The organism is Gordonia sp. SID5947 (assembly GCF_009862785.1).
Classification (GTDB): Bacteria; Actinomycetota; Actinomycetes; order Mycobacteriales; family Mycobacteriaceae; genus Gordonia.
In genome coordinates this window covers 323,071-343,197 of the sequence record NZ_WWHU01000001.1, presented here as the reverse complement: position 1 = coordinate 343,197, position 20,127 = coordinate 323,071, and the positions used below count along the sequence as shown (strand labels likewise).

16 protein-coding genes, 2 tRNA genes and 1 pseudogene are annotated in these 20,127 nt (G+C 66.3%); 7 read left to right on the top strand and 12 right to left on the bottom strand.

All coding sequences use genetic code 11. The features are described from left to right. Nucleotides 1-122: 122 nt before the first annotated feature. The 3 genes from acpM to GTV32_RS01655 are packed head-to-tail and all read left to right on the top strand — an operon-like array spanning nucleotide 123 to nucleotide 3,178. Entirely contained in the window at nucleotides 123-428 is a 306-nt protein-coding gene (gene acpM, locus GTV32_RS01665; RefSeq protein ID WP_161058677.1) for a meromycolate extension acyl carrier protein AcpM, read from the top strand. Next, entirely contained in the window at nucleotides 425-1,696 is a 1,272-nt protein-coding gene (locus GTV32_RS01660; RefSeq protein WP_161058676.1) for a KasA/KasB family beta-ketoacyl-ACP synthase, read from the top strand. The genes acpM and GTV32_RS01660 overlap by 4 nt, the downstream gene beginning before the upstream one ends. 30 nt (nucleotides 1,697-1,726) lie before the next feature. Then, nucleotides 1,727-3,178 carry a carboxyl transferase domain-containing protein gene (locus GTV32_RS01655; RefSeq protein WP_161058675.1) on the top strand — a complete coding sequence of 484 codons (1,452 nt, stop codon included), beginning with the start codon at nucleotides 1,727-1,729 and terminating at the stop codon, nucleotides 3,176-3,178. A 111-nt stretch (nucleotides 3,179-3,289) separates the two neighbouring features. Here the strand turns inward: GTV32_RS01655 and GTV32_RS01650 are convergent, their stop codons facing one another. The 5 genes and pseudogenes from GTV32_RS01650 to GTV32_RS01630 all read right to left on the bottom strand — a co-directional run bounded on the left by GTV32_RS01650 (nucleotide 3,290) and on the right by GTV32_RS01630 (nucleotide 8,574). After that, nucleotides 3,290-3,808: a DUF3145 domain-containing protein gene (locus tag GTV32_RS01650; protein ID WP_161058674.1), complete on the bottom strand. Its 519-nt coding sequence runs from the start codon at nucleotides 3,806-3,808 to the stop codon at nucleotides 3,290-3,292. 137 nt (nucleotides 3,809-3,945) lie between these two features. Then, nucleotides 3,946-4,758, bottom strand: a complete 813-nt coding sequence (locus GTV32_RS01645) for a serine hydrolase domain-containing protein (protein WP_161058673.1) — start codon at nucleotides 4,756-4,758, stop codon at nucleotides 3,946-3,948. Nucleotides 4,759-4,786: 28 nt separating this feature from the next. Beyond that, nucleotides 4,787-5,917 (bottom strand): NDMA-dependent alcohol dehydrogenase, encoded by a 1,131-nt coding sequence (locus tag GTV32_RS01640; protein ID WP_161058672.1) that lies wholly within the window; start codon nucleotides 5,915-5,917, stop codon nucleotides 4,787-4,789. A 158-nt stretch (nucleotides 5,918-6,075) separates the two neighbouring features. Then, nucleotides 6,076-7,680 (bottom strand): fatty-acid--CoA ligase FadD5, encoded by a 1,605-nt coding sequence (fadD5, locus tag GTV32_RS01635; protein WP_161058671.1) that lies wholly within the window; start codon nucleotides 7,678-7,680, stop codon nucleotides 6,076-6,078. Nucleotides 7,681-7,780: 100 nt separating this feature from the next. After that, nucleotides 7,781-8,574 (bottom strand): annotated as a pseudogene (locus GTV32_RS01630) (enoyl-CoA hydratase-related protein). Between the two features lie 206 nt (nucleotides 8,575-8,780). On the opposite strand from GTV32_RS01630, the gene GTV32_RS01625 reads away from it, so the two are divergent. Further along, the gene (locus tag GTV32_RS01625; RefSeq protein WP_161058670.1) at nucleotides 8,781-10,016 is read left to right on the top strand and encodes a TetR/AcrR family transcriptional regulator; all 1,236 of its coding nucleotides are present in this window, start codon (nucleotides 8,781-8,783) and stop codon (nucleotides 10,014-10,016) included. Here the strand turns inward: GTV32_RS01625 and GTV32_RS01620 are convergent. Further along, nucleotides 9,990-10,748, bottom strand: a complete 759-nt coding sequence (locus GTV32_RS01620; RefSeq protein WP_161058669.1) for a hypothetical protein — start codon at nucleotides 10,746-10,748, stop codon at nucleotides 9,990-9,992. The two genes, GTV32_RS01625 and GTV32_RS01620, sit on opposite strands and share 27 nt — an antisense overlap. Before the next feature lie 224 nt (nucleotides 10,749-10,972). Here GTV32_RS01620 and GTV32_RS01615 point away from each other — a divergent pair, with 224 nt between their 5' ends. Next, on the top strand, nucleotides 10,973-11,689 hold the full coding sequence (locus tag GTV32_RS01615) for a GntR family transcriptional regulator (RefSeq protein ID WP_161058668.1): 717 nt from the start codon (nucleotides 10,973-10,975) through the stop codon (nucleotides 11,687-11,689). A 179-nt stretch (nucleotides 11,690-11,868) separates the two neighbouring features. Here GTV32_RS01615 and GTV32_RS01610 read toward each other — a convergent pair whose 3' ends face one another. Beyond that, on the bottom strand, nucleotides 11,869-12,294 hold the full coding sequence (locus tag GTV32_RS01610) for a pyridoxamine 5'-phosphate oxidase family protein (protein ID WP_161058667.1): 426 nt from the start codon (nucleotides 12,292-12,294) through the stop codon (nucleotides 11,869-11,871). 70 nt (nucleotides 12,295-12,364) lie between these two features. Further along, nucleotides 12,365-12,440 (bottom strand) — tRNA-Asn (locus GTV32_RS01605). Between the two features lie 195 nt (nucleotides 12,441-12,635). On the opposite strand from GTV32_RS01605, the gene GTV32_RS01600 reads away from it, so the two are divergent. Together GTV32_RS01600 and GTV32_RS01595 are read left to right on the top strand one after the other, a co-directional pair. Beyond that, a tRNA-Ile gene (locus GTV32_RS01600) sits at nucleotides 12,636-12,709 on the top strand. Nucleotides 12,710-13,345: 636 nt separating this feature from the next. After that, nucleotides 13,346-14,752: a cutinase family protein gene (locus GTV32_RS01595; protein ID WP_343287177.1), complete on the top strand. Its 1,407-nt coding sequence runs from the start codon at nucleotides 13,346-13,348 to the stop codon at nucleotides 14,750-14,752. Nucleotides 14,753-14,795: 43 nt separating this feature from the next. Here GTV32_RS01595 and dnaG read toward each other — a convergent pair whose 3' ends face one another. The 4 genes from dnaG to GTV32_RS01575 all read right to left on the bottom strand — a co-directional run bounded on the left by dnaG (nucleotide 14,796) and on the right by GTV32_RS01575 (nucleotide 20,064). Next, nucleotides 14,796-16,709 carry a DNA primase gene (gene dnaG, locus GTV32_RS01590; RefSeq protein ID WP_161058666.1) on the bottom strand — a complete coding sequence of 638 codons (1,914 nt, stop codon included), beginning with the start codon at nucleotides 16,707-16,709 and terminating at the stop codon, nucleotides 14,796-14,798. A gap of 52 nt (nucleotides 16,710-16,761) precedes the next feature. After that, nucleotides 16,762-18,072 carry a deoxyguanosinetriphosphate triphosphohydrolase gene (locus tag GTV32_RS01585; protein ID WP_161058665.1) on the bottom strand — a complete coding sequence of 437 codons (1,311 nt, stop codon included), beginning with the start codon at nucleotides 18,070-18,072 and terminating at the stop codon, nucleotides 16,762-16,764. Beyond that, nucleotides 18,065-18,529, bottom strand: a complete 465-nt coding sequence (locus tag GTV32_RS01580; RefSeq protein ID WP_161062275.1) for a cold shock domain-containing protein — start codon at nucleotides 18,527-18,529, stop codon at nucleotides 18,065-18,067. The genes GTV32_RS01585 and GTV32_RS01580 overlap by 8 nt, the downstream gene beginning before the upstream one ends. 146 nt (nucleotides 18,530-18,675) lie before the next feature. Then, nucleotides 18,676-20,064, bottom strand: coding sequence for a glycine--tRNA ligase (locus GTV32_RS01575; protein WP_161058664.1), 1,389 nt, complete (start codon nucleotides 20,062-20,064; stop codon nucleotides 18,676-18,678). Nucleotides 20,065-20,127 lie beyond the last annotated feature (63 nt).

Genomic DNA, 20,127 nt, shown 5'->3' with positions numbered 1-20,127 from the left:
GTCACGGCGAGAGGCCGTGACCCCCGGAAGACCGGATCACCGGTTGTCCAATCACTCATGGGCGGGACGCCCGTGAGTGCTCCGGAGAACATCGAAGAGCAAAAGAAGAAGGGAACCACACCGTGGCTGCCACCCAGGAAGAACTCATCGCCGGCATCGCCGAGATCATCGAGGAAGTCACCGGCATCGAGCCGTCCGAGGTGACGATGGAGAAGTCGTTCGTCGACGACCTCGACATCGACTCGCTGTCGATGGTGGAGATCGCCGTGCAGACCGAGGACAAGTACGGCGTGAAGATCCCGGACGAGGATCTCGCCGGCCTCCGCACCGTGGGCGACGCTGTCGCCTACATCCAGAAGCTCGAGACGGAGAACCCCGAGGCTGCCGCTGCCATCCAGGCCAAGGTCGAGGCAGACAAGAACTCGTGAGCTCCCCATCCCTCCGCGAATACTCAACGCTGGGCGGGAACTTCCCGAGCGTGGTGGTCACCTCCATGGTGGCCACCACCTCGCTGGGCGAAGATCTCGACACCACGTGGAAGAAGCTGGTGGCGGGTGAGTCGGGCATCCGTGAACTGACCGATGACTTCGTCACCAAGTACGGCGACCTCCCGTGCCGTATCGGTGGCCGTCTGGTCAAGGATCCGGCCGAGGAAGTGACGCGCGTCGAAGCACGTCGGATGGCCTACGTCGAGCGCATCGCACATGTGATGAGCAAGCGCCTGTGGGCCCAGGCCGGCGAGCCGGAGGTCGATCCGGACCGTCTGGCCGTCGTGCTCGGCACCGGTCAGGGCGGCGGCGACGCCATGGTCGACGCCGTCAAGGCGATCGAGCAGTCGGGCAACTACCGCAAGGTCTCGCCGCTCGCCGTGTCGATGGCGATGCCGAACGGTCCGGCTGCGGTCACCGGTCTCAACATCGGTGCACGCGCCGGGGTCATCACCCCGGTCTCGGCGTGCTCGTCGGGTGCTGAGGCGATCGCACATGCCTGGCGCCACATCGTCATGGGTGACGCCGACATGGTGGTCACCGGCGGCGTGGAGGGTCACATCGACGCGATTCCGATCGCGGCATTCTCGATGATGCGTGCGATGAGCACGCGCAACGAGGATCCTGCGGGTGCCTCACGTCCGTTCGACAAAGATCGCGACGGCTTCGTGTTCGGCGAGGGCGCGGCGATGATGATCCTCGAGCGTGAAGAGCATGCCAGGGCACGTGGTGCACACATCCACGCCCGCCTGCTCGGCGCCGGTATCACTTCGGATGGATTCCATCTGGTGGCACCGGATCCCAGTGGTCAGGGGAACGCCCGCGCGATGACCCGCGCGATCCAGACGGCCGGCCTCACCAAGGCCGACATCAGTCACATCAACGCGCACGCGACGTCGACTCCCATCGGCGACACGGCCGAGGCGGCGGGCATCAACGCGGCAGTCGGTCAGCATGCCGCGGTCTATGCGCCCAAGTCGGCGCTCGGTCACTCCATCGGCGCAGTCGGGGCGCTGGAGTCCGTGCTCACCATCAAGAGCGTCGAGGAAGGGGTCATCCCTCCCACGCTCAACCTGCAGAACCAGGATCCTGAGTGCGACGTCGACGTCGTCCACGGTGAAGCCCGTTACGGGCAGATCGATTACGCGTTGAACAACTCGTTCGGATTCGGTGGGCACAACGTCGCGCTCGCCTTCGGTCGCTACTGAAACACCACCCCGACACCACAGGAGACAGCGATGACCACATTGGCTCCCATCACCGGCCATGAGGAAGCTGCGGACCCCCGGGATCCGCTGCTGCGGTTGACCAACTTCTTCGACGAAGGCACGATGTCGCTCCTGCACGCCCGCGACAAGTCGGGTGTGCAGGCCGCCATCGGCTTGGTCAACGGCGTTCGTACTGTCTCTTATTGCACCGATGGCACCGTGATGGGCGGTGCCATGGGTGTGGTGGGTTGCGCTCACATCGTGAACGCGATCGACACCGCCATCACGGAACAGACGCCGGTCATCGGCATCTGGCACTCCGGTGGCGCCCGGCTTGCCGAGGGTGTCGAAGCTCTCCACGCGGTCGGTCAGGTCTTCGAGGCGATGGTCCGCGCCTCCGGCTACGTGCCGCAGATCTCGGTGGTCGTCGGCTTCGCCGCCGGCGGCGCCGCGTACGGACCGGCCCTCACCGACGTCGTGATCATGGCCCCCGCCGGACGGGTGTTCGTGACCGGTCCCGACGTGGTGAAGAGCGTCACCGGGGAGTCCGTCGACATGGAATCGCTCGGTGGTCCGCTCACCCACGGCAAGAAGTCTGGCGTCTGCCACATCGTCGCCGACTCCGAACCGGACGCCTACTGGCGGGCTCGCCGCCTGGTCTCCACATTCAGCCGGCAGGGTCACTTCGATCGGGAGCAGGCCGAGGCCGGTGACGTGGATCTCAAGGCGCTGCTGCCGGAGTCGAATCGTCGCGCCTACGACGTGCATCCGATCGTCGAGCAGATGCTCGACACCCAGATGGCCGCCGACGGCGAAACCGAGATCTCGACTTTCGAAGAGCTGCAGGCGAAGTGGGCTCCGAACATCGTGGTGGGATTCGGTCGCCTCGCCGGCCGCAGCGTCGGCATGATCGCCAACAATCCGCTGCGGATGGGCGGTTGCCTCAACTCGGAGAGCGCCGAGAAGGCCGCACGTTTCGTGCGGCTATGTGACGCCTTCGGCATCCCGCTCATCGTCGTCACCGACGTGCCCGGCTATCTACCCGGCGTCGGCCAGGAATGGAACGGCGTGGTGCGACGTGGAGCAAAGCTTCTGCACGCGTTCGCCGAATGCACCGTTCCCCGCGTCACGCTCGTGACACGCAAGATCTACGGCGGCGCCTACATCGCGATGAACGCCCGTGCGCTCGGTGCCACCGCGGTCTTCGCATGGCCGGGTTCGGAGGTGGCCGTGATGGGCGCCAAGGCAGCCGTCGGCATCCTCCACAAGAAGGCGCTCGCCGCCGCGCCGGAAGACGAGCGGGAAGCCCTGCACGAGCGCCTGACCGTCGAGCACGAGGCCATTGCCGGCGGTCTCGGGCGCGCCCAGTCGATCGGCGTGGTCGACGACGTGATCGATCCCGCGACCACGCGTAGCCGGATTGCCGAGGCCCTGGCCGCCGCTCCCGCACGGCGTGGCCGCCACAAGAACATCCCGTTGTGATCAACTGCGCCCGCACTCAGCTGCGGGCGCCACGAACATGATTCGGCCCCGGTAGTTCGCTACCGGGGCCGAATCTCGTATCGACGGTGATCTGGTCCCGCCGAATGGTCTCTACCCGACGCGTTGCTGCAGCCAGGTCACCTCTGCCCCGGCACCACCCATGCGGTACGACTCGAGAGCGTCGTCCCATGCCGTGCCGAGGGCCGCCTCCAGCTCACCGGCCAGTCCGGCGCTGTCGGGCTGCGATTCGATCAGGGCGCGCAACTGCATCTCGCCGATCATGACGTCACCGTTGGCACTCGTGGACCCACGCCACAGTCCGAGGCCGGGCACATAGCTGAACCGCTCACCGTCGACGCCGTCGCTGGCGTTCTCGGTCACCTCGAAGCGCAGCGCCGACCACTCACGCAACGCCGTGACCAGGCGCGCGGCAGTGCCGACCGGGCCGGCCCAGTCAACGGTGGCACGTTGCATACCGGGGTCGGCCTCTTGCGCGGACCACTTCAAATTGGCCCGCGCATTCAGGGTCGACGACAGAGCCCACTCGACATGTGGGCACAGCGCCACCGGCGCCGAGTGGATGTACACCACTCCTGTCGTCCTGTCCGCAAACTGATTCAGATTGCGCACCTTGTTCACCTCCGGTTTCGACGAGGAACGTCTTCCCCAACACACCTCGGAAACCGAATATCACACTTGTGTGGTTAATTGTGCCTCAAGTTGCCCGTGTTGCGCCAGTTTCTGGAGTGCTTTCTCAGGATTCGCGTTCACCGCGATATCTCTGCGACCACGGCGTCGTTGAAGTCACTCCACAGCGGCTTGGCCCAGGCTCCGAACGAGCGGTCGGTGAGAACGACACATGCGCTGCTCAGGGCGGGATCCACCCACAGAAATGTGCCGCTCTGTCCGAAGTGGCCGAAGGTCCGGGGCGAGTTCCGGGCGCCGGTCCAGTGGGGGTGTTTGTCGGATCTGATCTCGAACCCCAGCCCCCAGTCGTTCGGGCGGTGCTTCCCGTACCCCGGGACGAAGCCGTCGAGTCCGGGGAACTGCACCGTCGTCGCTCGTTCGGCCAGGTCGGTGGACAGCAGACTCGGCGAGAGGAGTTCGGTGGCGAAGCGGCCGAGATCCGTCGCCGTCGACCGGGCACCGTGGCCCGCCGGTCCGGCCAATTCCGTCGAGGTGAGGCCGAGCGGTTCGCACACCGCTTCGCGCAGATAATCGGCGAAGGCGATCCCGGTGGCGTTCTCGATCGTCTCGGCGAGAACCTCGAAACCCGCACTCGAGTAGATGCGACGGCTGGCGACCGGCGCCTCTGCCTCCCGACTGTCGAACGCGAGGCCCGACGCGTGGGCGAGCAGATGGGCCACAGTGGATCCGGGTGGACCGGACGCCTCGTCGAGTTCGACGGCACCTTCCTCCACCGCGATGAGGACCGCCTCGGCCACAAGCAGTTTGGTGACCGAGGCGAGCTCGAAGACGCGATCGGGGTCGCCGAACTGCTCGACGACCCCGTTCGCGGTGACGACGGCGGCCGACGCATGGTCGACCGGCCAGTCCGCTAATGCATCAAGTGGCGACACACCGCACGACATTACCGTCCCGTGGTGCTCAGTGATCCTCGTCGGTGTACCGGATCACGCCGCGGATGTTCCGGCCCTCGAGCATGTCCTGGTAACCCTCGTTGATCTGGTCGAGACGGTATTGACGAGTGATCATGTCCTCGATGTTGAGCTTGCCCATACGGTACATCGAGAGCAGCTGAGGAATGTCGAGCTTCGGGTTGGCACCGCCGAAGATGGAGCCCTGCAGGTTCTTCTGCAGCAGCGTCAGCATCGCCAGGTTGAGCGTCACCTCGGACTCCATCATGTTGCCCATACCGGTGAGCACGCATGTCCCGGCCTTGGCGGTGATGCCCATCCAGGTGTCCACGTCTTTGCCGTGCACCTCGCCGACGGTGACGATCACCTTGTGGCACATGTGTCCCTGGGTCAGCTCCGCGATGCTCATCGCGGCCTCCTCGACCGATGCGAACGTGTGCGTGGCGCCGAACTTCATCGCCTGCTCACGCTTCCACTCCACCGGATCGATCGCGATGACGTTGCGTGCGCCGGAGATGACGGCCCCCTGCAGCGCCGCCGTGCCGACACCACCGACGCCGACGATCGCCACGTCCTCGCCGGGACGTACGTCGCCGCTGCGCGTGGACGAACCGTAGCCGGTCGGGATTCCGCAACCACAGAGCGCGGCCACCTCGAACGGGATGTCCTTGTCGATCTTCACCGCTGACGCCTCATGGACCACCATGTAGGGCGCGAAGGTGCCGAGCAACGTCATCGGATAGACGTCCTCGCCCTTCGCGGTGTGGATACGGAAGGTGTTGTCCGAGACGGCTTCACCTTGCAGCAACATGGCGCCGAAGTCGCACAGGTTGGCCAGACCGGCCTTGCACGACGGGCACTTGCCACACGACGGGATGAACGAGAGCACCACGTGATCGCCGACCTCGAAGTCGGTGACGCCCTCCCCTACTTCCGCGACGACCCCGGCACCTTCGTGTCCACCGAGGATCGGGAAACCCGCCATCGGGATGCCACCGGTCATCAGGTGATGGTCGGAATGGCACATTCCGGCCGCTTCCATCCTGATCTTGATCTCACTGCGCTGCGGATCGCCGATCTCGATCTCTTCGATCTCCCACGGCTTGTTCAGTTCGCGCAGCAGCGCACCCTTGGTCTTCACTTCACTTCCTCCACTTGTAGACACGCGCCACCCGACGGATCGACCCCCGACAGACGCAAGACAACCTAGGAGAGACCCTAGTCACTCACAGCCAAAAATGAAACGTGTTCTAGTTGCGATTTCTGCGTCGTCCCGACCCGACGGTGTGGCCGCGCCGATCAGTTGGCCAGGCCGGCGTCCTTGCTCCCGTACGACGCGCGCAGAGCCGGCTTGACCACCTTGCCGCCCGCGTTGCGCGGCAAGACGTCGACGATGACGATCTCCTTCGGATGCTTGAAGCGCGCCAGGTTCTCGTTCAGGTACGGCTCGAGTTCGGTGAGCGTGAGGTCGTCGATGCCCTCGGCCAAGACCACCACGGCGACCGGCACCTCGCCCCACTTCTGGTCCGCGCGACCGATGACTGCGGCCTCGGCGATCTTCGGGTGACCGAAGAGGGCGTTCTCCACCTCGGCGCAGTAGATGTTCTCGCCGCCGGAGATGATCATGTCCTTCGCGCGGTCGACGACGTAGAGGAAACCCTCCTCGTCCTCACGCACGAGGTCACCGGAGTGGAACCATCCACCGTGGAATGCGTCGGCGGTCCCCTGCGGGTTCTGCCAGTAGCCCTTCATCATGTTCGGACCGCGATAGACGATCTCGCCGACCTCGCCCCGAGGGACGTCGTTCATCTCCGGATCGACGACCCGGGCGGTGACCGCAGGTACGACCTTTCCGATCGAACCGATTTTGCGCAGTGCGTCCCGGCCCTCGAGGACGCAGGTGATCGGAGACATCTCGGTCTGACCGAAGACCGCGACGTTGACGGCGTCCGGGAACGTCTCGTTCATCGCGTTCAGGACGGTGTCCGACGCCGGCGCCGCACCCCAGCTGATCACCCGCAGCTTCAGGTCGCGCGGCTTGGCCTGCTGCGCCGCGCACACCGCCTGCCACTGGGCGGGCACCAGGAAGATCGACGTGGTGCCTTCCCGCTCCAGCGTGTCGAGCATCTCGTTCGGGTCGAAGGCACCGAGCGGGTGGATCACCGACAACGCCCCCATGTAGATCAGCGGCGTCATCGCGCCGAGACCCGCGATGTGGAACATCGGCGCCACACAGGCACCGATGTCGTCGGGCGAGGTCTGCAGCGCCTGCAGGCAGGTGACCGCCTGCGCCTGCAGGTTGGTGTGGGTCAGCATGGCGCCCTTGGGCTTTCCGGTGGTACCGGAGGTGTACATGATGAGCGAGACGGTCTCTTCCGGAACGTCGATCTCCGGCAGATCGGATGAATCCTCGGTCGCCATCGCCTCGAAGTCCAGGTGAGCGTCGTTCTCGGTTTCACCGACGACGATGATCGAGTCGATCGCACCGGTCGCAGCACTCACCGCGTCTGCCAACGGAACCAGCATCGACTCGGTCACGATCAGCTTCGCACCACTGTCGTTCACCAGGAACGAGATCTCCGTCGGACTCATCCGGATGTTGACGGGCACCGGGATCGCGCCGATCAGGTTGGCCCCGAGTACCGCCTCGACGTACTCGGTGCGATTCAACATGACGATCAGGATGCGGTCACCGAACTGGACCCCCCGCCGACTGAGCGCAGCGGCGAATCCGCGCGCCCGCTCGTCGAGTTCGGCCCAGGTGGTGACCTTGCCCTGGAATTTGAGGGCAGGCCGATCGGGCGTCATGAACGCATGACGGCGCACCTGGTTGTTCCAGTGATTGCGGCGCGACCGCAATGGTTCGGTGGTCAGGTCGCTGGCGGGATCGATCGCGGCGGTCATGGGTGTCTCCTGTCCTGTGACGCGGTGACGGTCACGGTTGGTTTCGGGTCGGGATGTGGTCGGTCGAGAGTGGGGCGCCGAGTGCGGCGAGAGTCATCGATCAGGGCTTGGAACCCGCGAATGCCGCCATCGCCGCCTGGAACTCCGCGGACTGCAGCAGCGCCGTCTGCCCCTCGAGCTCGCGGTCGAGTGCGTTGTCGAAGTCGGCCATGGAGTGAGCGTCGAGCGCCGCCTTGGTCAGGCGCAGCGCGCTCGCCGACGCGCCGGCCAGCTTCGCGACGGTCTTGCCGACCGTTGCATCGAGTGCCTCCCGGTCGGCGACCACCTTGGTGATCAGTCCGGCATCGAATGCCTCACCAGCGGGGAGCTTCTCACCGAGCAGAGCCATCGCGTTGGCGCGTGCGCGTCCGACCGCCGCGGTGACCAGCATGGAGGCTCCGCCGTCGGGCATCAGCCCGATGTTGATGAAGGCCAGCAAGAAGTACGACCGTTCGGTCGCGTAGATCAGGTCGGCGGCCAATGCCAACGATGCGCCGATGCCGACGGCGGGACCGTCCACGACCGCGACGACCGGAGCACCCACCCCGCGCACCGCGCGGGCGAGGTCCGACCCCGATGAGATGACCCCGCGCGCCTGGGTCGCATCGAGACCACCACCCGGTCCCCGGCGGCCTCGGCGATGTCGATGACGTCGGCGCCGGTACTGAAGCTCCCACCGACACCCTCGATCACCACGACTCGGATGTCGTCACGCGACGACCACTCCTCGAAGGCGCCGATGATCGCGTTGCTCGCCGCTCCGTTCAGCGCGTTCATACGATGCGGCCGGTCGATCTCGATCCGGGCCACCCCTCGGTCATCAACACTGACCCGGACCTCGTCCACACCTGCCACGTTGTCGCTCACGCTCGCTGCCCCTCACTCTTTCCAGATCCCGGCCCGCCTCAGGTCGGCGTCGACCACACTACTACCACGATGCGATACAGATCACGAGAATACTCATTAACTTTTTGCAGCGATAGATGCTCTCTTACAGGTATTTCCCACCACTACAGGCGAATCGCAGTGGTGAACACCCACTCCGATTAAGCTCGCACGACATGACCGCCCAGCCGCCGCTCCCCGCGTCGCCGCCCACCAGCCGTGAGCCCCGTCGTCGGCCCGCCGACCGACGCGACGTGATCCTCCGGTCGGCGGCCAGGGCGTTCAGCGCCGACGGATACCACGCGGTCCGTCTCGACGACATCGCCGACGCCGCAGGGATCTCCGCACCCGCGCTGTATCGCCATTTCCCGAACAAGTACGCGCTGTTCGCGGAGACCGCCCGCAATCTGGCCGATGCACTCGCCGATGCCACCGGAAAGGTTCCGCACGACACAGACCGACCCGAGGTCGAATTGCACGGACTCTTGGCAGCCCTCACGGGCGCCTCGATCGAGAACCGGCGTACCGGCGGCCTCTATCACTGGGAAGCCGATTACCTCCAGCCGGCGGACGCCCGATATGTGCGTGACATCGTGGTCTCCCAGCACCGGCGGATCCGCACGGCGCTCCGTCGCGCGCGGCCCGGCCTCGATGCCGATTCGGCCGACCTGATCACTGCCGCGATGACCAGCGTGGTCGCGAGCCCGGCGACGCACCGGGCCGCGTTGCCCGCACGTCAGATCGGCGAACTGATCACCGATGCGGCCATGACGCTGAGCGACGTCGACCTGCCGTCGCCGCCGGGCGTCGACGTCGGGGCCCAACCACCTGGGCTGTCACCGACATCCAAGCGCGAGAAGCTCCTGGCCGAAGCGATCAAGCTCTTCGCAGCGCAGAGTTTTCGGGAGGTGACGATCGACGACATCGCACGGGCGGCCGACCTCCCCGCCTCCGGCGTGTACCGGCATTTCGACAGCAAGGCGGCCATCCTTCAGGCCGCTTTCTGGCGGGCCTCCGATCGTGTCACCGCTCTGATCGCCGACGCGCTGTCCTCGTCGACCACGCCTCGCGAGGCGATCACGGCCCTGGTGACCCGCTACGTCGACCTGTCCTGCACGAACACCGCGATGCTGGCGGTCTATGTGTCCGAGATCGGTAGCGTGACCCCCGGCCAGCGGACCGAATTGCGCAATCAGCAACGGCTCAATGTCGAGGAGTGGGCAGCGTGGCTCACCCGCGAACGGCCCGAACTGACCGCGGTACAGGCCAGATTTCTCGTGCAGGCCGTACTCAACGTCACCATCGATCTCACCCGCCTGAACCCGAGCCCGCCACCCGGGCGGATCACCGCCCTGGGGCTCCGGTTGCTACTCGGTGGCGCCGGATCAGATGGTGTCGAGATCGGCGAGTAGCCACCGGCCGTCCCGGCGTTCCAGCGTCACCTTGACTCTGGATTGGTACGGAATGCCCTCGGGGACTTCCGCACTCACCTCCGGCGACGTGACCGTCTGATCCAAGGTCACCAACACCACCGCCTCGCGGTCCGAGATGGACTGCAGTCCTGCTTCCTTGGAGGTCGCGCGCGAGGTTCCCCGTGCTGCCGCGTTTCCGCGGCGGGCATCGTTCGACGAGGTGATGTAGGACTTGGCGAACTCCGGCGTGGCCATATCACGGATTCGCCGGTCGAGATCTCCGTAATCGGTGGGGTTGTAGGAGGCCACGGCGGCCGCGTAGCGCTTCGCCGAGTCCATGGCGTCCTGGCGGGCCGCATCTGACGACTGGCTCGCATCCGCGCGCTGGTCGGCCTGATGCGCCGCATACGCGAAATAGGCGGTGGTGGCCGCGAGCACGACCACCATCACGGACAATGCGATGACCACCAGGCGTGGACGTCGGCCCCGTGCGGTACGTCGAGTTCCGTCCACGACCCGGCCGGGCGTCCGGTCGTCGGTTACCTGCCGGGGGCCGGCGTCCGCGCCCTCGGACAGGGCCGCGCCGGAACCATCGGGGACCCGCCGGCCTCGCCGTCGCGCTTCGCGCTCCGCCTTCTGCTCGGCCTCCTCACGGTGCCGTTCCCGGTTGGTGCGGTTGACGGCCAGAAAGTCGTCACCGTCGAGAGGGGTGATCTCGCTGGGATCGCGCATGTCCCGAGTGGTGGGTCGACCACCGCGTCGGTGTCTCTCTCGTCGGCCGAGGTCGGCCGCTGGGACTTGGGCATGCGACCAATGTAGCGACTCGACTCAGCACTCCCGGCACGCCTATCAGATATATGTGCGCTACCTTGAGACAGCAGAAGAATTGAGAATCCGGGTTCGGCTCCGAGGTTCGTTACTCGGCGCGGTCCCATCGACCGGCTACGGTGGCACGAATGAGACCCAGCGCGACATCCTCGCAGAGGCCTGCCGGCGCGTCGGCGCCACGCCTGCGACGTCGACCGCAGCTGTCCGAACAGGTGGCGATGCACCTTCGGGGACAGATCATGACGGCCGCTCTGCGTCCGGGTGACTATGTCCGGATGGACGAGACGGCAGAACGGCTCGGCGTGAGTGTCACCCCGGTCCGCGAGGCCTTGCTGACGTTGCGCGGCGAAGGCATGGTGAACCTTGCACCGCACCGCGGCTACATCGTCGCCGAACTCAGCCGGACCGACGTGGACGACCTCTTCTGGCTGCAGGGCGAGATCGCCGTCAAACTCGCACTTCGCACCGCCGACGCGATCACAGCCGATCAGATCGCCGCCCTCGAGCGCCACAATCAACAACTCAGCGATGCATTGGAACTCGGCGACAGCGAACAGGTCGCGATCGCCGAGTTCGAGTTCCACCGCGCACACAATCTGGTGGCCGCCAGCGGAAAACTCGCCTGGTTCCTGCTGAGCGCGACTCGCTATACGCCGTCGCAGCTCTACGCCACCGATCCCGAATGGGGCAAGGTGGCCCTCGATTCACATGCGAAGCTCATCGAGGCCTACCGAGTCGGTGATCGCGACCAGATCGTCGAGGAGACGCGCCGTCAATTCACCGACGGCGCAACCAGGCTCACCCGCCACCTGGAGACCACCGGGATCTGGGACGACCAACCGTAGACCCGCCGGTCGCACCGCCCTCGGCGGAACGCCGCCACGCGTCGGGTAGGGTGGTTTTCATGGCGCCGCCCAGGGCGGGGCTGGTCACCCCCGACGACCAGCCCCGCCCTGGGCGGCGCTGATTCGTGTGCTCACTCGACGACTTCGCAGCCACTTGCGTGCGGCTGCCGAGGGTCGGGTCAGATGCTTCCGAGGTCCGACGCCACCCACTGGCCGGGCCGCAGCACCACCTTGGTCTGGGCCCCGTGGTTCTCCCACGCGAAGTCGACGTAATCGGCGACTTTCTCGGCCGGCAGATAGCGGGCGGCCATCTCCGTCAGTTCCTCCCGTGTGCCGTCTGTGTAGCTCTCGATGTCCCCGGAGACGGAGACGTAGCGAATCGTCGGGTCCAGGGTTTCGACCATGAGGCTGCAGCGGCCCGCCTCTCGGATGAGCGCCAGCTTGCGCGACGACGTCCCGGTGAGCAGCCACACGGAACCGCCGGGCACGTATTGGTACCAGATCGGGACCACGAGGGGCGCACGGTCGGCGCCGGCCTCGACGGAGAGCGCCGCCACGTGGGGTTCGGCGAGGAACAATTCTCGGTCTGCTCTGCTCAATGCCATGCGGCCACGGTAGACCGCCACCACGACAAGAACGCCCGCCACCGCATTTCTGCAGGTGACGGGCGTCTCGTGGCTCCCCCAACTGGACTCGAACCAGTAACCGTTCGATTAACAGTCGAATGCTCTGCCAATTGAGCTATGGGGGATTGCTCTCGAACCGAGTGCTGACTTTAGCGCATGGACACTCCTGAGAACAAAACGCCTGCACGGTCTCGGCCACCGGACGCACTCGTCGATCATCCCCGTTACCGGGCCGCCGTGAGCGACAGCGTTGTCGACCGGCGACACGAGTGCCGACCGCGCGTGCGGTAATGTGCACCGGCGGGTACGCCGTTGCCCACGGGGCGGTAGCTCAGTCGGTCAGAGCCGCGGACTCATAATCCGCTGGTCGTGGGTTCGAGCCCCACCCGCCCCACTCAGATCCCGATCACCGGACGGATCTCCGCCGGGCCAGATGCACGTCAACACCGATCCCATCCCAGCAGGCCGCGGCAACCTTCTCCACGTGACACTGTCACGACGCAAACCCACTGCAGGAGAAGATAGTTCGCCGTACTAAAGGTCCCGGTCGGTCCAATTTCCGCCGCGCACACGTCGCCCGACCCAGCCGAACATCGAATGACATTGCGAGAAAACATGATTCGCCACCAACCGGACCGTACCGGATTGCCGGCGATCGCTCGGTCGCCCCACGCCCGCCCTTCCCACCAGACACAGCAGCCACACCCGTCGCGGACAGGCAGAGCGAATACAGCTGCAGGACAGCGGGTTACAACGACAGTTGTGGCAGACGAGAGGTCTTCCAACTCACCCGATGCGATGAATTCTCACGTCTCTCCGGATACGTTGCGGTATCGTTTCGACATCATCTCGACGTGATTGCGACACCGCGCCCGTTTTTTGAATCCTCACCGAGCATCCGTTCCCCCACACCCCGGCGGAGCCCCCGATGTCATGCATCCCCTCCTCGATCCGAAACCGGTTGGCATCCCCGCTGTCCGACCGTCGCGGCGCGTCTGGACCTCGTCGCCCGTCCGCCGCACACCGACTGGTGCGAGAACATCCCGCCCGTGTCGCGCTGGGCGCGTTCGCGATGACCCTGGCTCTCGCGCCGACGCCGGGCGCGGCTGTCGCGGACCCCGTCGACCCGATACCAGCAAAGACCTTCAACCTGTTCATCCCGGGCACCTGGGAGACGAGTGAGTCGGCGGATCCGTCGAGGCCCGTCGGGGCTCTGCGGCCCATCGCTGATCGCCTGCGCCGCGACCACGGCGAGTCGGCGGTCATCTATTTTCTGCCGTACGTCGCGCGGGCCTTCGACAACGGCGAGAGCTACGGCATGAGCAAGGCGACGGCACTCGAGAACGCAGGCACGGTGCTACGGGACTATGCCGCGCAGCATCCCGACGCCAAGTTCACGATCACCGGTTACAGCCAGGGGGCCGACGCCGCAGGCGATCTCGCATCGGCCATCGGGAACGAGCTCGGTCCGATCATCGCCGACTCCGTGGTCGCCGTCGCCTTGTTGGCGGACCCTCGTGCAGGCACCACCGGTGAGACCGTCGTCGGTCCGCGGCAGGACGGTATCGGTATCGCCGATCCACGTCCCGCCGGCATGGGGAGTCTGATGGGACGGGTCTCGGCCATCTGCGCGCCCGACGACCTCTACTGTTCCATCGACAAATCGCAGAACCCGCTCCTCGGCCAGCTCGGCACCGTCCTGGGCAAAACGCCGGCCGACGCCGCGGACGCGGTGAAGAAGGCGGCCACCGCGACGACAGTCCTCGCATCGGTCGACATCCCGGGCATCCTCGACGATTTGACCCTGCTCCCGCAGACGGTGGCAAACGGCGACCTGGGATCGGCCCACACCATTGCCGGGACGCTCAACAACCGACTCCGGCCTCTGGTGACGCTCGCCTCTATGATCGATTTCACCGAGGTCTCCACCACGTTGGCGTTGATCCCGGACGAGACCGGACTCACCAAAGCGGCGTCGGTGCTCGCCGCCGCGCTCGCACACGTCGATTTCGAGCGGACCGCCGACCTGGTCGGCAAGATCCAGGAGCTCACCTGGACGGGCGCGGTCGCGGTCGCCTCCCACACCGGCGCGCGAACCCTGCCGACCACGACCACCGCACCATCCGACGTTCGGCGGGTCGCCCGCGAACTCGCGGTTCTGTCCCGCAGCATCGTCACGGTGCGCCCTCGAACCGGAACGGAGGTGGAGGCAGTCGCTCCCGATCTACGGAGTATGGCCACCGCGGTCACCGGCATCGTGGCGAAACGCGCGGTCACCGATCCGGCCACTGTGGTCCTGGACGCGGTCGGTGCGGGCAGGTTCTACGCGTCCAACAGCCACGTCCATTACGGATCCCTCGTCGTCGACAACGAAGGCCGCGACGCTATCGACTGGTTCGGCGAGTGGCTGTCGACCAGCATCTCCCGGGCCTCGTGAACCGCCGTCGACCGGCAGGCTCGCGTGGGCGCCGATGCCGCCGTCAGCCCACGTCGACGCTGGGGTCGACGGCCTGCTCCAGCAGGCTGCGCCGGTAGGCCTCCAACGCCACCAGATCACCGAACACGGCGTTGTACCCGTCGGGGTCCTCCCCCGGCGCCATCCGCCGCAGCTTGGACTTGATGTCGGCGATCTGGGCTCCGACCCAGACCTCCTGCAGCCGCGCCATGACGCTGGATATGTAGCGCGGGATGTTGTTCTCGCTCACCGGCATCGATTCGACAGCGAGTTCGGTGACCAGCGGACCGACCAGGAGGTCGTCGATCGAGTTGTGCACCGCGTCGACCCATTCGGCTCCCCCCATGCCGGAGGCGGCACCGCCGAGTGAGGTCATCGCGGTCCGGATCATGGCGTAGGCCGGTTCGGTGAAGCACTGCACCGGCAGGGAGTCGAAGACGGTGCCGGCGATCGCCGGGTACTGCAACGCTGCCTTGAGCGCCTCGCGCTGCGGCCACAGTCGCGGATCGGTGGGCAGCGGACGAGGCGTCAGGGGCGCCGACGCCGCCTCCGGACGCTGACGACGCATCGAGGTCACGCGCTCACCGCCGCGACCGGCTGTGCGGGAATGGCGCGCGCCGTCCTCGCGAACCCGCGACAACACCTGGCCGACGTCTTCCCACCCGACCCACCCGGCCAGCTGCCTGGCGTACTCGTCACGCAGCGCGATGTCCTTGATGCGCGCCACCACCGGCACGGTGTCCCGCAACGCGTGGACCCGCCCCTCCGCGGTGTCGAGATCATGCTCGGACAGCAAGGCCTTGATAGCGAACTCGAACATCGGTACCCGGCGGGCGATCAGATCCCGGACCGCGCCGTCACCGCTGCGCTGGCGCAGTTCACACGGATCCATGCCATCGGGCGCGACGGCCACAAACGTCTGGCCCGCGATGCTCTGCTCCCCCTCGAATGCTTTGAGCGCGGCCGCCTTTCCCGCCTCGTCGCCGTCGAAGGTGTAGATGACCTCGCCGCGGAAGTACGAGTCGTCCATCATGAGGCGGCGCAACAGCGCGAGGTGGTCCTCGCCGAACGCCGTTCCGCATGACGCGACCGCCGTGGTCACCCCGGACTGGTGCATCGCCATCACGTCCGTGTAGCCCTCGACGATGACCACCTGATGCCCCTTGGCGATGTTCTTCTTCGCGTGGTCGAGCCCGAACAGCACCTGAGACTTCTTGTACAGCATGGTTTCCGGCGTGTTCATGTACTTGCCGAGGTTGTCGTCGTCGAACAGCTTGCGAGCACCGAAGCCGATGATGTCGCCGCCGAGGTTGCGGATCGGCCACAGCAGGCGCCGATGGAACCGATCGATCGGCCCTTTGCGTCCCTGCTTCGCCAAGCCGGCGGCTTCGAGCTCGCTGAACTCGAACCCTTGGGACAGAAGGGTTTTGGTCATCGTGTCCCAACCGGCCGGTGCGTAGCCACAGCCGAAGGCGGCCGCCGTCGCAGCGTCGAAATCCCGCTCGGTCAGGTAGTCGCGGGCCTTCTGCGCCTCGGGCGACTGCAATTGTTCCGCGTAGTAGCGCTGGGCGGCCGCGTTGGCCGCGACGAGCCGGGCGCGGGTACCACGATCCCGGACCACCGTGGTGCCGCCGCCCTCGTAGTGGATCTGATAGCCGATCCGGTCGGCCAGCTGCTGCACCGCTTCGACGAAGCTGACGTGTTCCTGCTTCTGCAGGAAGCTGTAGACATCGCCGCCCTCACCGCAGCCGAAGCAGTGGAAGTGCCCGTGGTTGGGGCGCACGTGGAACGACGGCGTCTTCTCGTCGTGGAATGGGCACAGACCCTTGAGGCTGTCGGCGCCGGCTCGACGCAGCGCGACGTAGTCGCCGACGATCTCCTCGATGTTCGTCTGCTCACGGATCGCCGTGATGTCACGATCGGGAATTCGGCCTGGCACGCCGCCCAGTGTAGTGACTGCACGCGGCGAACCGGCAGCCACACGGGCGGCCTCAGCCCAGATGCGCCTGTGCTCCCGAGTTCTGCCGGTCGGTGCGTTCCAGGCGGCCTTCTGTCATGGAGGCGATCTGATCGACGATGACGCGCAGGCGGGCGGCATCATCGGCCGCCTCGTGCCAGGAGGGCACGAAGATCGGGTCCAGCCCACCGGGGGCAGCCGCGGTCAGCCAACCGGCCACGCGATGGATGCGCTCGCGCTGACGCTGCTGGTGCGACTTGTGGCGGCTGTCGGAGAAGATGAACCGCAACGCCAAGGTCTTGAGGATCGCCACCTCCGCGGCCACCAGCGGCGACACCGTGAGCTCGGCGTCGTAGCGCGCCACCGATCGACCTCCCACCGCTGCGCGGGTCCCCGTGATGGCCGCGGACGCGAATCGGCCGATGAGCTCACTCGTCAGCCGTTTGAGTGCGACGGCGCTGTCGAGGCTGCCGTCGTAGACGCCGGCCTGACCGACGATCTCCATCCGCGACAGGCGTTGGGCGGCGTCGATCAGTGCGTCTGCCTCGAGGCCTCCGAACTCCTTCACGCCGATGTCGGCGAGCGCCCGCTGATCGGACGAGTCGCCGAGCGTGCGCAGATCGATCCGGTTCGCGATGACGCCGTCCTCCAGATCGTGCACGGAGTAGGCGACGTCGTCGGACCAGTCCATCACCTGCGCCTCGACACATTGACGACCCGAGGGTGCGTCGAGCCGAATCCAGTCCAGGGCATCCGCGTCGTCGTCGTAGGCGCCGAACTTGGTCCCCGGTGCGCCACGGGTCCAGGGATACTTCAGTGTCGCGTCCAGCGATGCCCTGGTCAGGTTCAGCCCGGCGCTGCGGCCGGTCTCGTCGAGGAGCTTCGGTTCCAGGCGCGTGAGGATACGAAGATTCTGGGCGTTGCCCTCGAAACCACCGATCGTCGCGGCGACCTCGTCGAGTGCCCGTTCCCCGTTGTGTCCGTAGGGCGGATGACCGATGTCGTGTGCGAGGCCCGCCAGTTCGACGAGATCGGGTTCGCAGCCGAGGCCGATGGCGATCCCCCGACCGATCTGGCCCACCTCGAGCGAATGTGTCAGACGGGTCCGCGGGGTGTCGCCCTCACGCGGCCCGACAACCTGCGTCTTGTCCGCCAGCCGACGCAACGCGGCCGAGTGGAGTACTCGTGCCCGGTCCCGCGCGAAGTCGCTGCGATGATCCGTCCGGGTTCCCGGCAGGCTCGCGACCTTCGGCGCCTCCGGCACGATCCGTTCGACGGCCTCGTCACCGTAGTCCGCCGTGGACGGTATCGCGGCCGATCGGCCGGTGGGCGGTGCGCTAGTCAAGCACCCATCCCCGGGCGACCGCGAAGTCGGTGATGCGCTGCCGGATCGCCACGATCTGGGCCGCGGTCAGGTCGTCGGACGAATCGAGCAGCAGTTCGGTGACTTCTTCGGTGAACGATGCCGCATCAAGCGAACCGCCGCGTGGCTTGCGAGGGCGGTCACGGTCGCGGTCACCGCCGCCGTGGGGGCGACCGTGGTCGTGACCGTCGCGACGGTGCGGTCGCCCGGCGGGTGCGTCGTCGACCGGTGCCGACTCGGTCACCGCGACGTTGACGGCCTTGGTGCCGCGATCGGTCTCCTCGATGTCGAACTCGACCTTTGCGCCCGGCTTCAGCGCGCTCTCGTCGATGTCGATGTCGTTGATGTGCAGGAAGACGTCCGCACCGCCCGCATCCGGTGCGAGGAATCCGAAGCCCCGATTCGCGTCGTAATGAACGACTTTGCCGTTGACGGTCACTGCTGCACTCACTCTCCTCGCCGCACGCGACTCCGGACCCCATGCCCGGGCGTGCGACAACTCCACACTCAACTATGACAGAAATACGCAGGTCGCACGTTACGACGACGACCTCTCACGACGGTCGGGCACACCGCGCGGAACGCTCACGCCCCGAGGAGTTTGCCGCCCAGGAACTCCACGACCTTGTCGAGCGCCACCCGCTCCTGGCTCATGGTGTCCCGTTCACGCACAGTGACCGCCTGGTCGTCGAGGGTGTCGAAATCGACCGTCACGCAGAACGGGGTGCCGATCTCGTCCTGGCGGCGGTAGCGTTTGCCGATGCCCTGCGCGTCGTCGAACTCGACGTTCCAGTGCTTGCGCAACTCGGCGGCGAGATCCTTGGCCTTCGGCGACAGCTTCTCGTTGCGGGAGAGCGGCAGGACCGCGACCTTGACCGGTGCCAGCCGGCGATCGAGACGCAGCACCGTGCGGGTATCGGTGCCGCCCTTGGCGTTCGGCACCTCCTCCTCGGTGTACGCGTCGCACAGGAATGCCATCAGCGAGCGGGTGAGGCCCGCCGCGGGCTCGATGACATAGGGCGTGTAGCGCTCACCGGAGGCCTGGTCGAAGAACGAGAGATCCTCGCCCGAGTGCTTGCTGTGGGTCGACAGATCGAAATCCGTCCGGTTGGCGACGCCCTCGAGCTCGCCCCACGGGTTCCCGGAGAAGCCGAACTTGTACTCGACATCGACGGTGCGCTTGGAGTAGTGCGAGAGCTTGTCCTTCGGATGTTCGAAGAGGCGCAGGTTCTCCGGATCGATGCCCAGATCGACGTACCAGTCGAACCGCTGGTCGATCCAGTACTGGTGCCACTCTTCGTCCTCGCCTGGCTTGACGAAGTACTCCATCTCCATCTGTTCGAACTCGCGCGTGCGGAAGATGAAGTTGCCGGGGGTGATCTCGTTGCGGAAGCTCTTGCCGATCTGGGCGATACCGAACGGCGGCTTCTTGCGTGCGGTGGTCATCACGTTCTTGAAGTTCACGAAGATGCCCTGCGCGGTCTCGGGTCGCAGATAATGCAGGCCCTCCTCATCGTCGACCGGTCCGAGGTAGGTCTTCATCAGGCCGCTGAACGCCTTCGGCTCGGTCCACTTGCCGGGCTGACCGGTGTCCGGGTCGTTGATGTCGGCGAGACCGTTGGCCGGCGGATGGCCGTGCTTGATCTCGTACGCCTCCAGGAGGTGGTCGGCACGATAGCGCTTGTGGGTGTGGAGCGACTCCACCAGCGGATCGGTGAACACCTCGACGTGGCCGGAGGCCTCCCAGACCCGACGCGGCAGGATGACCGACGAGTCGAGCCCGACGATGTCGTCGCGACCGGTGACCATGCCACGCCACCACTGGCGCTTGATGTTCTCCTTGACCTCGACGCCGAGCGGGCCGTAGTCCCACGCGGAGCGGGTTCCGCCGTAGATCTCGCCGCTCGGGAACACCAGGCCACGACGTTTGGCGAGGTTGACGACGGCTTCGACGCGGTTGGACTGGGCGGCCACGGTTAACTGATCTCCAACGACTAGGGGTTCGATTCGGTGACGCGGCCATTCCGTCGAAAAGCA